The organism is Streptomyces sp. NBC_00154 (assembly GCF_026342835.1).
Lineage (GTDB): Bacteria > Actinomycetota > Actinomycetes > Streptomycetales > Streptomycetaceae > Streptomyces.
This window is the reverse complement of the sequence record NZ_JAPEMI010000001.1, coordinates 7,229,469-7,242,688: the sequence shown is the minus strand read 5'-3', so window position 1 is coordinate 7,242,688 and position 13,220 is coordinate 7,229,469. Positions and strand designations below refer to the sequence as shown.

The 13,220-nt window shown below is 68.7% G+C and carries 11 protein-coding genes; 8 read left to right on the top strand and 3 right to left on the bottom strand.

The window, feature by feature from the left end; genetic code table 11:
* The first annotated feature begins 173 nt into the window (after nt 1-173).
* The 5 genes from OHA03_RS32400 to OHA03_RS32380 all read left to right on the top strand — a co-directional run bounded on the left by OHA03_RS32400 (nt 174) and on the right by OHA03_RS32380 (nt 6,382).
* Nucleotides 174-1,100 (top strand): carbohydrate ABC transporter permease, encoded by a 927-nt coding sequence (locus tag OHA03_RS32400; protein WP_267007256.1) that lies wholly within the window; start codon nt 174-176, stop codon nt 1,098-1,100.
* Between the two features lie 4 nt (nt 1,101-1,104).
* Nucleotides 1,105-2,040 carry a carbohydrate ABC transporter permease gene (locus tag OHA03_RS32395; RefSeq protein WP_267007255.1) on the top strand — a complete coding sequence of 312 codons (936 nt, stop codon included), beginning with the start codon at nt 1,105-1,107 and terminating at the stop codon, nt 2,038-2,040.
* 96 nt (nt 2,041-2,136) lie between these two features.
* A complete protein-coding gene (locus tag OHA03_RS32390; RefSeq protein WP_267007254.1) occupies nt 2,137-3,480 on the top strand; it encodes an ABC transporter substrate-binding protein in 1,344 nt (447 codons plus the stop codon).
* 119 nt (nt 3,481-3,599) lie between these two features.
* Nucleotides 3,600-5,651: a beta-galactosidase gene (locus OHA03_RS32385; protein ID WP_267007253.1), complete on the top strand. Its 2,052-nt coding sequence runs from the start codon at nt 3,600-3,602 to the stop codon at nt 5,649-5,651.
* Nucleotides 5,652-5,971: 320 nt separating this feature from the next.
* Nucleotides 5,972-6,382: a VOC family protein gene (locus tag OHA03_RS32380; protein WP_267007252.1), complete on the top strand. Its 411-nt coding sequence runs from the start codon at nt 5,972-5,974 to the stop codon at nt 6,380-6,382.
* Nucleotides 6,383-6,560: 178 nt separating this feature from the next.
* Here OHA03_RS32380 and OHA03_RS32375 read toward each other — a convergent pair whose 3' ends face one another.
* A complete protein-coding gene (locus OHA03_RS32375) occupies nt 6,561-6,752 on the bottom strand; it encodes a hypothetical protein (protein WP_323181343.1) in 192 nt (63 codons plus the stop codon).
* A 386-nt stretch (nt 6,753-7,138) separates the two neighbouring features.
* Here OHA03_RS32375 and OHA03_RS32370 point away from each other — a divergent pair, with 386 nt between their 5' ends.
* Nucleotides 7,139-9,235: a DUF4139 domain-containing protein gene (locus OHA03_RS32370; RefSeq protein ID WP_267007251.1), complete on the top strand. Its 2,097-nt coding sequence runs from the start codon at nt 7,139-7,141 to the stop codon at nt 9,233-9,235.
* Nucleotides 9,236-9,243: 8 nt separating this feature from the next.
* Complete coding sequence (locus OHA03_RS32365; protein ID WP_267007250.1) at nt 9,244-10,806, top strand: DUF4139 domain-containing protein; 1,563 nt, start codon at nt 9,244-9,246, stop codon at nt 10,804-10,806.
* A 138-nt stretch (nt 10,807-10,944) separates the two neighbouring features.
* On the opposite strand, the gene OHA03_RS32360 is transcribed toward OHA03_RS32365, so the two are convergent.
* Entirely contained in the window at nt 10,945-11,361 is a 417-nt protein-coding gene (locus tag OHA03_RS32360; protein ID WP_267007249.1) for a GFA family protein, read from the bottom strand.
* Nucleotides 11,362-11,936: 575 nt separating this feature from the next.
* Here OHA03_RS32360 and OHA03_RS32355 point away from each other — a divergent pair.
* Nucleotides 11,937-12,389, top strand: a complete 453-nt coding sequence (locus OHA03_RS32355) for a nuclear transport factor 2 family protein (RefSeq protein WP_267007248.1) — start codon at nt 11,937-11,939, stop codon at nt 12,387-12,389.
* Between the two features lie 299 nt (nt 12,390-12,688).
* Here the strand turns inward: OHA03_RS32355 and OHA03_RS32350 are convergent, their stop codons facing one another.
* A complete protein-coding gene (locus OHA03_RS32350) occupies nt 12,689-13,060 on the bottom strand; it encodes a DoxX family protein (RefSeq protein WP_267007247.1) in 372 nt (123 codons plus the stop codon).
* Nucleotides 13,061-13,220 lie beyond the last annotated feature (160 nt).

The window sequence follows — 13,220 nt, the reverse complement described above, 5'->3', positions numbered from 1 at the left end:
GTCGCAGTTTCAGCAGACGACCCTTGACCACCAACATTGGCGCAGTGTAGACATGCCGCCATCGGATGTTTACGTAAACATAACAGCCCGAGGCTCTCCCCGGCGCGGCATGTTTACGTAAACATCGCGACGGCGGGCGACGCCGGTTCCGAGATGGACGAGCGAGGAACGACATGACGACGCTACAACCCCCTGCGGCCGTACCCCGGCACCCGGCCCGGCCTGCGGCGAAACGGGACCGCCGCTCCTGGACAGGGTGGGGGTTCATCGGTCCCTTCGCGGTGGTCTTCGCCTTCGTCTTCCTGGCTCCGATCGCCTATTCGATCTACCTCAGCCTCTTCCGCAACAAGCTCATCGGCGGCACGTCCTTCGTGGGCCTGGACAACTACCAACAGGCCCTGCACGACAGCCAGTTCTGGGACTCCCTGGCGCGCGTATCGCTGTTCCTGCTGATTCAGGTGCCGATCATGCTGGGCATCGCCCTGCTCGTGGCACTCGCCCTGGACAGCGGGCGGCTGTACGGCAGGGACTTCTTCCGGATCTCGATCTTCCTGCCGTATGCGGTACCCGCCGTGGTCGCCACGCTCATGTGGGGCTTCATGTACGGCACCCGCTTCGGTCTGGTGAGCGACATCAACGACGCCCTCGGCGTATCGCTTCCCAACCCGCTCGGACCCAATCTGATCCTGGCGTCCATCGGCAACATCGTGACCTGGGAGTTCGTCGGTTACAACATGCTGATCTTCTACTCCGCGCTCCGCGTCATCCCGGCATCGCTGTACGAGGCCGCGCAGATCGACGGCGCCGGGCAGATCCGCGTGATCACCGCCATCAAGCTCCCCGCCATCCGCGGTGCCCTCGTCATCGCGACGATCTTCTCAATCATCGGCACCTTCCAGCTGTTCAACGAGCCGAGCATCCTGCAGAAGCTGGCGCCGAACTCCATCACCACCGACTACACCCCGAACTACTACACGTACTCGCTGTCCTTCTCGGGCCAGCAGCACAACTACTCCGCGACGGTCGCCATCGTCATGGGCTTGATCACCATGGTCATCGCCTACGTCGTCCAGCTGCGCGGCATGCGCAAGGGAGCGTGAAGCGATGAGCAGCCCCGTCACCACCCTCGCCCAGCCATCGGTTCCTCCGGCCGGCTCCGCGCCCCGCCTTCGCACGCCGCGCCGGCACAGTCCCGGACGCCCCAGGCGCAGCGTGCTGCTGACCGTGCTCACCGGTCTGGTCCTCCTCTACTCCCTGGTGCCGCTGGCATGGCTGATCATCAGCGCCACCAAGACCCAGGAGGGGCTGGCCCATTCCTTCGGGCTGTGGTTCAACGGCGACTTCGCCCTGTGGGACAACATCCGTGAGACGTTCACCTACAGCGACGGCGTCTTCATCCGCTGGCTGCTGAACACCGTGCTGTACGTCGTGGTCGGGGCCGGCGGCGCCACCTTGCTGGCGGTCCTGGGCGGCTACGCCCTGGCAAAGTTCAAGTTCCCCGGCAAACGCGCCGTCTTCGCCGTCGTCATCGGTGCCGTCGCGGTGCCGGGCACCGCCCTGGCCGTCCCCACGTTCCTGATGTTCAGCAAGATGGGGCTGACCGACACCCCGTGGTCGGTGATCATCCCGTCCCTCATCTCGCCGTTCGGCCTCTATCTGATGTGGGTCTTCGCCTCCGAGGCCGTCCCCGACGAACTGCTGGAGGCCGCCCGCATCGACGGCGCGGGCGAACTGCGCACCTTCTTCCAGGTCGTCCTGCCGCTGCTCGCACCCGGCATCGTGACCGTCTCGCTGTTCACGATGGTCGCAACCTGGAACAACTACTTCCTGCCGCTGATCATGCTCAAGGACCCGGACTGGTATCCGCTGACCCTGGGCCTGAACAGCTGGAACGCCCAGGCCGCCACCGCCGGCGGCACGCCCGTCTTCAACCTGGTGATCACCGGCTCGCTGATCACCATCCTGCCGCTGATCGCCGCGTTCCTCCTGCTGCAGAAGTACTGGCAGTCCGGGCTCGCCGCCGGAAGCGTCAAGGAGTAACCCCGAGCCCCGCACGGCAACACCCCCCGGTCTCCCCCACAGATTTCCAACCCTCATCAGGCACGGTTTCGGCCACGACGAAGTGGAAGCACTCCCATGCACATGAACCCCCGCCGCCTGCTGCGCGGCCTCGCCCTGGTCTCGGCCCTCGCCTTGGGAGCGACCGCCTGCGGCGGCTCCGACGACAACAGCTCCAGCACGAAGCAGGTCTCCTCCAAGGACATCGACGCGGCCCTGAAGAAGGGCGGCACCCTCACGGTCTGGGCCTGGGAGCCCACACTGAAGCAGGTCGCCGCCGACTTCCAGAAGGAACACCCGGCCGTCCACGTCAAGCTCGTCAACTCCGGCACCGGCAACGACCAGTACAAGGCCCTGCAGAACGCCATCTCCGCGAAGAAGGGCGTCCCCGACGTCGCGCAGATCGAGTACTACGCACTGGGGCAGTACGCGCTGACGAAGGGTCTGGACGACCTGACCCCGTACGGCGCCGACAAGCTCGCCAGCAAGTACTCCCCCGGCCCGTGGAACGCCGTGAAATCCGGCAGCAAGAACGTATACGCGCTGCCGATGGACTCCGGGCCCATGGCCCTCTTCTACAACAAGAGGGTCTTCGACAAGTACAAAATCAAGGTGCCGACGACGTGGGACGAGTACCTCACGGCGGCCCGCGCCCTGCACAAGGCCGACCCCAAGGCGTACATCGCCAATGACACCGGCGACGCCGGCGAGACCACCAGCCTGCTGTGGCAGGCCGGTTCGCGCCCCTACAAGGTCGACGGCACGAACGTGAAGATCGACTTCTCCGACGCCGGCGCCCAGAAGTACACCGCCGTCTGGCAGAAGCTCCTCGACGAGAAGCTGCTGGCGCCCATCACCGGCTGGAGCGACGACTGGTACAAGGGGCTGGGCGACGGCACCATCGCGACCCTGGCCACCGGAGCCTGGATGCCCGCCAACTTCGCCACGGGCGTGCAGGGCGCCTCCGGCGACTGGCGCGCCGCACCGCTGCCCGCGTGGACCGCCGGTGACAAGGCCAGCGCGGAGAACGGCGGCAGCTCCCTGGCCCTGCCCACGCTGGGCAAGAACAAGGAACTCGCCTACGCCTTCACCGAGTACGCGAACGCCGGCAAGGGCGTCCAGACCCGGCTCAAGGCGGGCGCCTTCCCGGCAACCACCGCCGATCTCCAGTCCAGCTCGTTCCAGAACACCGCGTTCCCGTACTTCGGCGGACAGCAGGCCAACAAGATCTTCGCCGAGTCGGCCGCGAACGTCGCCTCCGACTGGTCGTACCTGCCCTACCAGGTCTACGCCAACTCGATCTTCAACGACACCGTCGGCAAGGCCTACATATCCGGCACCAAGCTGACCGACGGTCTGAAGAGCTGGCAGGACGCCTCCGTCAAGTACGGAAACGAGCAGGGCTTCACCGTTCAGAAGTAGCCGCTCAGAAGCAGCCGCCCCGGAGGCTGCCGCTGAGGAGCAAGCTCGCAGCGGCAGCCTCCCGGAAGCCACCACGCATCACCTCGCGCCACCCCGTGCGGTACACCGGAAGGACCACCATGATCTCCACCCTCCTGTCCCAGTTGCAGCACGGGCCGGACGGTGATCCCACCCCCCGCCTCGCCTACGGAGCCGACTACAACCCGGAGCAGTGGCCACGCGAGGTGTGGGAGGAGGACGTACGGCTGATGCGCGAGGCCGGCGTCAACATCGTCTCCGTGGGGATCTTCTCCTGGGCCCGCATCCAGCCGGCCGAGAACGAGTGGGACTTCTCCTGGCTCGACGAGATCATGGACCTGCTGCACGCGGGAGGCATCGGCGTCGACCTGGCCACCGCCACCGCGTCCCCACCCCCCTGGCTCACCACGGCGTATCCGGAGATCCTCCCGGTGACCGCCTCCGGTGAGACGGTGTGGCCGGGGGCACGGCAGCACTGGCGTCCCACCTCGCCCGTCTTCCGCGAGCATTCGCTGCGCCTGGTGCGGACGATCGCCGAGCGGTACGCGAACCACCCCGCGCTGGTGGCCTGGCACGTCTCCAACGAGCTGGGCTGCCACAACATCTACGACTTCTCCGACGACGCCACCCGTGCCTTCCGCGACTGGCTGCGCGCCCGGTACACCACGCTCGACGGCCTCAACCATGCCTGGGGCACCGCTTTCTGGTCCCAGAGGTACAGCGACTGGGAGCAGATCCTCCCGCCCCGGTTGGCCGCTTCCCACCCGAACCCGACGCAGCAGCTGGACTTCAAGCGCTTCTCCTCCGATGCGCTGAAGGAGTATCTGCGCGCGGAGCGGGACGTGCTGCGCGAGATCACACCCGGTGTTCCGGTCACCACGAACTTCATGGTCATGGGCGGCACCAAGGGGATGAACTACGCCGACTGGGCTGATGAGATCGACTTCGTCTCCAACGACCACTACGTCACGCCCGGCCCCCAGGACCGCGACGAACTGTCCTTCTCCGCCAACCTCGTCAGCGGTATCTCGGGCGGACGTCCGTGGTTCCTCATGGAGCACTCCACCAGCGCCGTCAACTGGCAACCCGTCAACCTGGCCAAGCGTCCCGGCGACCTCGCCCGCGACTCACTGTTGCACGTCGCGCACGGCGCCGACGCCGTGTGCTTCTTCCAGTGGCGACAGTCGGCGGCCGGCGCCGAGAAATACCACTCGGCGATGGTGCCGCACGCCGGGTCCGACAGTGACGCCTTCCGCGCGGTGACCGAACTAGGCCAGACCCTCAGGACGCTGGCCCCGGTCGCCGGGTCCGAGCGTGAAACGGCGCGCGTCGGGATCGTCTTCGACTGGGAGTCGTGGTGGGCCAGTGAGCAGGACTCCCATCCCACTTCCCTCCTCGATTACCGCAAGGAGGCGCTCGACTGGTACTCCGCCCTCCTCACCCTCGGCGTAAGGGCAGACGTCGTCACCGCACAGGCCGACCTCGACCGGTACCAGCTCCTGATCACGCCGGTACTGCACGTCGTCCCCGCCGCGCTGGCCAAGGAACTCACCCGGTACGCCGAGAACGGCGGCCACCTGGTCACCACGTACTTCTCCGGCATCGTCGACGAGAACGACCACATCTGGCTCGGCGGCTACCCGGGAGCCCTGCGCGATCTCCTCGGCATCCGCATCGAGGAGTTCGGCCCCCTGCTCGACGGCGACACGGTCGAAGTCGGGCTGGACGGAACCACGTTGGGCACGCTGTGGACCGACCGGATCACCGTCACCGACCCCGAGGTGGAGGTGCTGGCCGAGTACTGCAGCGGTGCGTACGCCGGCCGCCCCGCCGTCACCCGCCGGGCCGTGGGCCAGGGTTCGGCCGCCTACATCTCCACCCGGCTGGGTGCGGACGGCCTCACCGTCCTGCTGCCGAAGCTGCTCGCCTCTGCCGATGTCGGCAGTGAACTGCCCGACGGCGCAAGGGGAAGTGTCGAGTTGATCGTGCGCCGCGACGGCGGCAGCCGCTACCTCTTCCTGGTCAACCGGACCGACGAGACGGTGCCGGTGACCGGACTCGCCGGAGACCTCCTGATCGGTCGGGCAAGCGATGACGGCGCCCTCGTTCTCTCCCCCAGAGACGTCGCCGTGCTGCGGCAGCCCGCGACCTGACGACGGGGTTCACCGCGTACAGAACAGCCCCCTGACACCCCCTGAACGGCGGGCAACCCGTTCGAGGGTCACGCCGACGTGCCCTCGCAGACGGTGTCGCGCACGGCATCAGGGGGTGGGAATTGCCTGCCGATGACGTTGAATCTCGAGCCGGGGCCTGTTGCGGAAGTGCTGGTCACAGCGGCTCGCCGATCGCTGTCACCAGCACTTCTGAGGCGGACCTAGGACCAGCGCCCGATGGGCGCGTGCTCCTCCGCTCGCTAGGGTCCTCGTGATGAGCAGTCGGCGTACGGCGGCTCCATTCCGACCAGGGGTAGCACATGCCGGCCAACGCCACAGCCCATGTACGCATCGCTCGTCCGTCACGTGACCTGGGAGCGGCGGAACAGTTCTGGATCTCGGGCCTGGGTCTCGACGTTCTGTACCAGCATGCGGCGGGTGGCACTCCAGGCGACCACTCGCTCCTGATGGTCGGCCGGCCGGGCGCCGGGTGGCACCTGGAACTCGTGCATGATCCCGTCGCCACCGTGGATCCACACCCGACCCCCGAGGACCTTCTGGTGATCTACCTCGGCGAACCGGTGCCTGCCTCCCTGGTCGAACGCCTCGAACGGCACGGCGGCAAGCGAGTGCCGGCGCACAATCCGTATTGGGATACGTGGGGCGTGACCCTCCAAGACCCGGACGGCTACCTGCTGGTCCTTTCCACCAGGGACTGGTCCAACTCCTAGCGGCCACCGCGAAAGAAGAGCTTGATCAGTCAAGAGAGGCCCACCCCTGTGGTCCTCGTATGAGTGCGGTCCTGTGACAAAACGCATGCTCATGCGGGGCCGTCCGCCTGTCCGGCGAATGCCTGGGTCAGTGAACACGAACCGACTCACTGTTCGAGATCAGAGGCGAGGAACGGACTCAGTCAGTAGTCAAGGCATCGGCGAGACTCACAGCGGAGCAGCCAAGCATTCTTGTCAGCGCACGACGCTGGCGCCCTGTCAGAGGCGACAAGAAGACCGCCGCGTCCGCATCGGTCTGCTCACAGAGCGCGGCTGTTTCACGAACTTTCCCGTAGCTCAGAAGAGTCCGCGACGAGTAGGGCAGGGCCATCTTCTTGGCCCCGCCGTCCGAGACGCCACGCCGCTGCACGATGCGGCCCACGACCCGAGCACCATGCGTCGTCACCTCCTGCACCGCCGACCGAGGGCAGGTCGGCGGTCGGTCGAGCCAGGTCGCCGGTCGGCCGACCGAAGAAAAAGGGTTGCCCCAGAGGAGCGTTGGGCATTCGCAGCGGGGGCCGCCCGCTTGCGTGCGGGCAATCGAAGCCGTCCGCAGAACTGCAGTGCATGGACACCCGCCCCTTGTAGGAGGCGGTGAAACGGCTGCTCAGCCAACCGGGCGTGTGGTGCTGGACGCCATCCTCCTGATTCGACGCGGACGCGCAGACCGCCCGGGAGTAGGCTTCGCTCAGTATGGACCGGCGGGGGGCGGAGCACATGACGGCTGAGTCAACACAGAGGTGGGGGTCGACTCTTGATTCGGTCGTGGTGTACGCGCAGGGCGCGGTCTGCCGACGCCTGGCGCGGGGCAGCGTGTCGCCTGACGGCCGGGTGCGGGTGACGGGACTGCCCCGCTCGCTGGACCCGGGCTCGCTGCGGGCCCGGGTCCTGGGCACGCCCGGGGTGCGCGTCACCGAGGCCCGGGTGGAAGTCGAGGTCTCACCGCTCGGCGCAGGCACTCCCGACGAGTTGCGGCGCGAGGTCGAGCGGCTGAGCGACGAGTACGCGGCGGCGCAGGGACGCAGGGACCGACAGCTGAGCCTGATCGAAGAGGTCAGCGCTCTCCACCCGGTCCCACCTGCCCGCAGGCGCGAGGACCCGCATCGTCGCACCCCGGTCGACGCCTGGCTGGAGCTCGCCGACTTCGTCGACGAGCGGCTGGCGGGACTGCACAACCGCCTCGCCGAGCTGGAGGAGGCGCTGCGGAACGTCGAGCACGAGCTCACCGTCGCCGCAGACAGGCTCGCCCGTGCCTCCACCGACGCGCCGTCAGCGCACGTGGAGACCACAGTCTGCGCGGTCCTGGCACTCGACGGCACCGGTGATGCTGAGGTGGAGCTGGAGCTGGAATACGGGGTGCCGGGCGCCGTTTGGGTGCCGGCCTACCGTCTCACTCACCGTCAGGGCGACGGCAGCGGCCGTCTGGTGCTGCGCGCCTCGGTCGCCCAGCGGACCGGCGAGGACTGGACCGGCGTGCGCATCGCCCTGGCCACCGCCGATCTCCGGCGCCGCACCGACCTGCCGAGACTCCGCTCGATCCGTATCGGTCGCAGTCAGCCCGCCCCCGCGCCTTCTGGCTGGCGCGAGCCCCCGGCCGGACTGGTCGACTTGTTCTCCGGCTACGACGCGGCGGGCCCCGGCCCAGCCACGACCATCGCACCCGCGGCTGTCGGAGCCGGCCCCGCGCCCATGGGTGCCGCGGGCGTCTTCGCATCCGGTCCCGTTCCGCCACCGCCGCCTCCCCCGCCGCCGGCACCGCAGAGCTACGGCGGTCCGTCGGCAGCGGTCCCGGTGCCCGGCGGCGCTCCCCCGGAATCCTTTGGCGGCGGGATGCCCGCCCTCGCGCAGCCGGCCGGGTCGCGACCGGGCAACAGGCCCCGTACCGGCGACAGGTCTTTCGCGGGTGCCCCCGCCGCCATGGCGCCCGCGGCTCCTGGCCGGGCTGCGCCGCCACCCCCTCCGGAACCGGTGGCCGGTCCGCCGCAGCCGAGCGGCGCCGAGCTCGACTATGCCGCCCTTGTCCTGTGCGGCCCCGACGAGCAGGGCAGTCGCAGAGGCCGGCTGTTTCCCGACTCTTCCTTCGACCCCGTGGCGGCCGAGTACCGCCGCCGCGCCGAAGCGGTGGCCGCGCTGCCGTTGCACGGGCAGGCCGTACGGCCCCGCGAGTCGGCGGGTTCCTTCGACCACCGCTTCGATGCCACCGCTCGTGCCGACATTCCGTCGGACGGCACCTGGCACACCGTCACCGTCGGCGAGATCCCGGTCGGCCTGCGTACCGAGTACCTCTGTGTGCCGTCCGTGGAGCAGACCGTGTACGCGACGTTGGTGCTCTCCAACTCCACCGACCAGGCACTGCTGGCCGGCCCGGTGGAGGTCACCGTCGACGACGACTTCCTGCTGACCGCCGCACTGCCCACGCTTGCCCCCGGCGGTGTCCGCCGGGTGGGGCTCGGGCCGGCCGAGGGAATCCGGGTCAGCCGCCGCACGAACCTGCACGAGTCGACCTCGGGCCTGCGCAACAACACCACCGTGCTCGACCACCGCGTCCACGTGGAGCTGGCCAACCGGCTCGCGAGGCCCGTCACCGTGGAAGTCCGCGAGCGGGTGCCGGTCACCTCCGAGCCGGACGCCCGGATCGAGGAACGAGCCGATTGGACGGCACCCGAGGAAGGCACGGGGCCCGATCGACATGCGCCGGGCACCCGCGTCTGGCGACTGGACCTGCCCGCAGGCGCCACTGCCGCCTTGGACGGCGGCTACGAGATCCGCATCCCGACCGGCAAGGCCCTGGTCGGCGGCAACCGCAGGAGCTGACACCCGCCATGTCCACGGCCCCGAAGCCGATCGCCCTCCCCGTCACCGCCGTCACGTGCCTTGAGGATCGAGCCCACATCGAGCGCGCCGTCGTGCTCGACCTGGAGGCTGGGGTCCAGCGGCTACGTCTCGGGCCGGTCAGTGCGCTGGCCGTCGACCGGACCCTCCATGCCGAGCTGACCGCCGATCACCCCGCGACCGTGCTCGACGTACGGATCGTCCGCAGCTGGACGCCGTGCGGGCCACTGCCGTCCACCGACGACGACTCCGCCCTGCGCCACCGCGTACACACCCTCGAGGAGGAGCGGCTGGCCCTGGGGAAGCGACGCGACCGGCTGCATGCCCGCCTTGACCTGCTCGGCCGCCTCGCCGCCGATCTGCTGCGGGAGATCGGCGAAGGCGCCGGCTCCGGGGAGACCGAGCGGCTCCGCTGGGCCCGCGAACTGGACCGGGTGGACGACGAGCGCGACGCGCACGGCGAGCAACTCCGCACAGTGGAAGCCCGGCTGGCCGCCCTCGCTGTCGAACTCGGGGAAGCTCAGCGGGCCATGCATCTCTCCGAGGAGGAGCCGGCCGAGCTGGTCGGCCATATCGAGTTGACCGTGGAGGCCACGGTCGCCGGGCCGGTCGGGCTGCGCCTGAGCCACCTCACCCCGTGTGCGCTGTGGCGGCCCGCCTATCGGGCCGTGCTCGACGGGGACTCCCTGACACTGGAGACCGACGCCGTGGTCTGGCAGCGCACCGGTGAGGACTGGTCGGACGTACGGCTGACATTGTCGACGGCCCGCTCGGCGCTGGCCACCGATCCGCCACGGCTGGGTGAGGACCGGCTGACCCTCAAGGACCGCTCCGCAGCGGAGCGCCGCACGGTCGACGTCGAGCTGCGCGAGGAGGAGATCGGGTCCCTCGGCCCGGCCTCGGTGCTCGGCCTGCCGGGGCTGGACGACGGTGGCGAGGCGCGGGTGTTGAGATCCCCCGCGCCGGTCTCGGTGCCCGGTGACGGCCGCGCCCATCGAGTGCTGCTCTCCGCATTCACCACGGCCGCGCCCAGTGAGTACGCCTGTTCATCGGAGTTGTCCCCCCTGGTCACCCAGGTGGTGCGGTTCGACAACCTGTCAGGCCACGCGCTGCTCGCCGGGCCCGTGGACCTGGTCCGCGGCAGCGGATTCAGCGGCCGCGGCACCCTGGACTTCACTGCCCCTGGCGCCCCCGTTGAGCTGGCCTTCGGCAGCTGCGACGACTACAGGGTGGTCCGGCATGCCGAGGAGTCCCGCGACTCCGCCGGTATCACCCAGCGGACCGTGGTCACCCGCACGGTCCGGCTGCACCTGTCCCGGTTCTCCGCCCCGGGGGAGCACGACGAGCGGGTGGTCGTCCTTCGGGAGCGGATCCCGGTCTCCGAGGTCTCGGCGGTGGAGATACGTCTGCACAAGGATTCGTGCTCCCCGGCGCCCGACGTGGTCGACGCCGAAGGCATCGCCCGCTGGGACGTCACTCTCCCGCCCGGGAGCCGCCGCACGGTCACCCTGGTCTACGAGCTGTCGGCGAGCGCCAAGGTCACCGGGCTCTGAGTTCGGTGGGCCCCTGCATGCCTGCTGGTGCAGGCCTGATCTTGGCTCCCGCCCCCAGCCGGGGGCCGTCTCGCACACCCGAAGGACATGGGGGCCGGTCACCGCTGGGGCCGCCGGCACGCGGCCTGTCGCCCGCTGCTACGAGTGGAGCGGGTCGGGAACGAGGGCGACGGTCATCCATGGCACGGCACGCTGACGGAAGCTGTGCCCCATGGGCTCCAGGCCGCCGCTCTGCTCGCTGAGGCTGAACGTCGTCACCATGACCATGTCCGAGCCGTCCGCTACGGAGACGAGGTGGGTGCCGCAGCGCGGGCAAAAGCCTCGGCGCAGGGTCGGCCAAGTCGAGTACCACGTCGGCTCCCCGCCGCGGCCGGTCCAGATCAGCGTCTCCCGGCGGAACCCGACCCACGACATCGCCGGTGAGCCGGACAACAGAGTGCAGTGCTCACAGGAACACAGGTGCGGATCGTCCGGAACGCCTGTCACCTCATACGCGATGTCACCGCACTGGCAGCGGCCCGTCCGCAGGTCGGGAGTGGTGGTCGATTCGGTCACTGCGACATCTCCTTCGACGTGACGTGGAGTTGCGGTGCCAGTGTGCTGCCCCGGAGCAGCCCGCGCCGGTGTTCGGGATTCCGCGTCCCGTGCGGCGCGGCATGTTCACCCCTCGCGGTGAACGGCGGCGCAGGAAGGTCGTCTATGTTGGCATGCCCCTGCCCGTGTTGGCCCAGTTCTTTCGCGGATCTTTCCTGTCTGCCCCCGTCGAACTGAGGTGCGCGGCCTCTGCGTGGGATCTCAATCGCTGCTTCACAATCTCAGCGACCACTGCACTGCGGCTGCACGCGGGCGAGACACCAAGGACAGAGCTGTGTCCCGTCGCATCGAAGCTGCCGGATTCTCATTCGCTCTCGTTCGTGCCGGCGGATCCTCATCGCGATTCGCTCTGAGCGGGGCCGTGTCACGTTTCGGAAAGCCGTGTCGTCGTACTGCTGAGACGAAGACACCATCCAGCGAGCAGGAGACCCAGGGACGCTCGGCGAGACCGGCTGTACTGCCGAAGTGGAGGCTTCCATCTCATGGCGGCCCAGTGGCGTTCGTGAACCGAGTTCAAGGCAATAGGGAGGAAATCGATGAGTGATTTTCAGGCCATCGCGGATCGCGTCGAGATCGAGGCGCTGCGCGGTGAGTTCACCGACGCGGTGATGATGCGCGACTACGACCGAATCGCTTTGCTGTTCACACCGGACGGCGCATTGCGGATGCCCAACATCCCCGTTGAACTCGAAGGGCAGGAGTCGATCCGCGCCTGGGGCAGGCGGGTGCCGGAGGTTGTGGACTTCCTTGTGCAGAACACACACCCGGGCGTGATCCAGCTTGACGGCGACACCGCGTCGGGCCGCGCGTACATGTCAGAGGTCGGACGTGGCCGCGACGGCCGCGGAGGGCTGAACTACGCCATCTACCATGACCGTTACCAGCGCACCGGAGACGGCTGGAAGTTCGCCGAGCGCGTCTACGAGGTCCGATACGAAGACGCCTCGCCGCTGGCCGGCTCACCGCCCCGCCCGGCCGAGGATTCGTGACCAGCCCCTCGCGTGAGCCAGATCGTTTGAGAACACCGGTCATCGGCGTTCTCAGCGGGTGATTCGCGAGTTCATGTCGGTTCTGTGGTCGCCTGATCGTGTGGCCGCTGCTGCATCCGAGCCGGTCAGTGGGCCTGGCCGTGGTGGGTACCGGGAGGCCGCCACCCCGCGTCACAGCGAGGCGGCGGGGAAATGGCCGGGCAGGGAACGGTGATGCGCCGTTCGGGTGCAGGGCGCCCCCTGGGCGTGGGCCATACCGGCCACTGCCGGCCGCGGCCGCTGTCGGCTCCGGGGCGGAGTCAGATGGCCAGTGCCAGCGTCACGGCGGTGGCCGCAAAGAATGGGATGAGAACGACGGCGGCCAGGGCATTCCCCCGTGTCTCGGGGTTGGCGTAGTCGCCGACCTGGATGTGATAGCCCACGGCACCGATCATCATGAGGGCCATGCCGATGGCGGCCGCGATGCCCAAGGGCTGCCAGAAGAGTCCCACAATCAGGCCTACCGTCGCGGAGACCTCGGCCAGTCCGATGAAGCGGACGAGGCCGGCACTCAGCCCCATGTGCGACTGCAACCCGGCGGAGACGTCGCCTTTGAGGACCGTCTTGGGCGCACCTGCGGCCAGGGTCACGAGGGCGAGGAGCACGCTGAGGATGGCGGCGGTGACGTACATGGGGCAGTTCCTTTCCTTGCGGCCACGCCGGGATGGCGTGGCCCCGATAGTGCTTGACCTGTCAAGGAGTAATTGGAAAAACATTGGATGCCTCGATGCCTCGTCAAATCAGCAGTCGAGCTGTTCCTGCTCGCGGCCCCGCGCAAGAAGGTCCGCGAGC

Bases quoted from the DNA above. Each gene is read 5' to 3' on its own strand.
- OHA03_RS32370 (WP_267007251.1), top strand. From the start codon at position 7,139: ATGACGGCTGAGTCAACACAGAGGTGGGGGTCGACTCTTGATTCGGTC.
- OHA03_RS32385 (WP_267007253.1), top strand. From the start codon at position 3,600: ATGATCTCCACCCTCCTGTCCCAGTTGCAGCACGGGCCGGACGGTGAT.
- OHA03_RS32350 (WP_267007247.1), bottom strand. From the start codon at position 13,060: ATGTACGTCACCGCCGCCATCCTCAGCGTGCTCCTCGCCCTCGTGACC.
- OHA03_RS32395 (WP_267007255.1), top strand. From the start codon at position 1,105: ATGAGCAGCCCCGTCACCACCCTCGCCCAGCCATCGGTTCCTCCGGCC.
- OHA03_RS32355 (WP_267007248.1), top strand. From the start codon at position 11,937: ATGAGTGATTTTCAGGCCATCGCGGATCGCGTCGAGATCGAGGCGCTG.
- OHA03_RS32380 (WP_267007252.1), top strand. From the start codon at position 5,972: ATGCCGGCCAACGCCACAGCCCATGTACGCATCGCTCGTCCGTCACGT.
- OHA03_RS32365 (WP_267007250.1), top strand. From the start codon at position 9,244: ATGTCCACGGCCCCGAAGCCGATCGCCCTCCCCGTCACCGCCGTCACG.
- OHA03_RS32390 (WP_267007254.1), top strand. From the start codon at position 2,137: ATGCACATGAACCCCCGCCGCCTGCTGCGCGGCCTCGCCCTGGTCTCG.
- OHA03_RS32375 (WP_323181343.1), bottom strand. From the start codon at position 6,752: ATGGCCCTGCCCTACTCGTCGCGGACTCTTCTGAGCTACGGGAAAGTT.
- OHA03_RS32400 (WP_267007256.1), top strand. From the start codon at position 174: ATGACGACGCTACAACCCCCTGCGGCCGTACCCCGGCACCCGGCCCGG.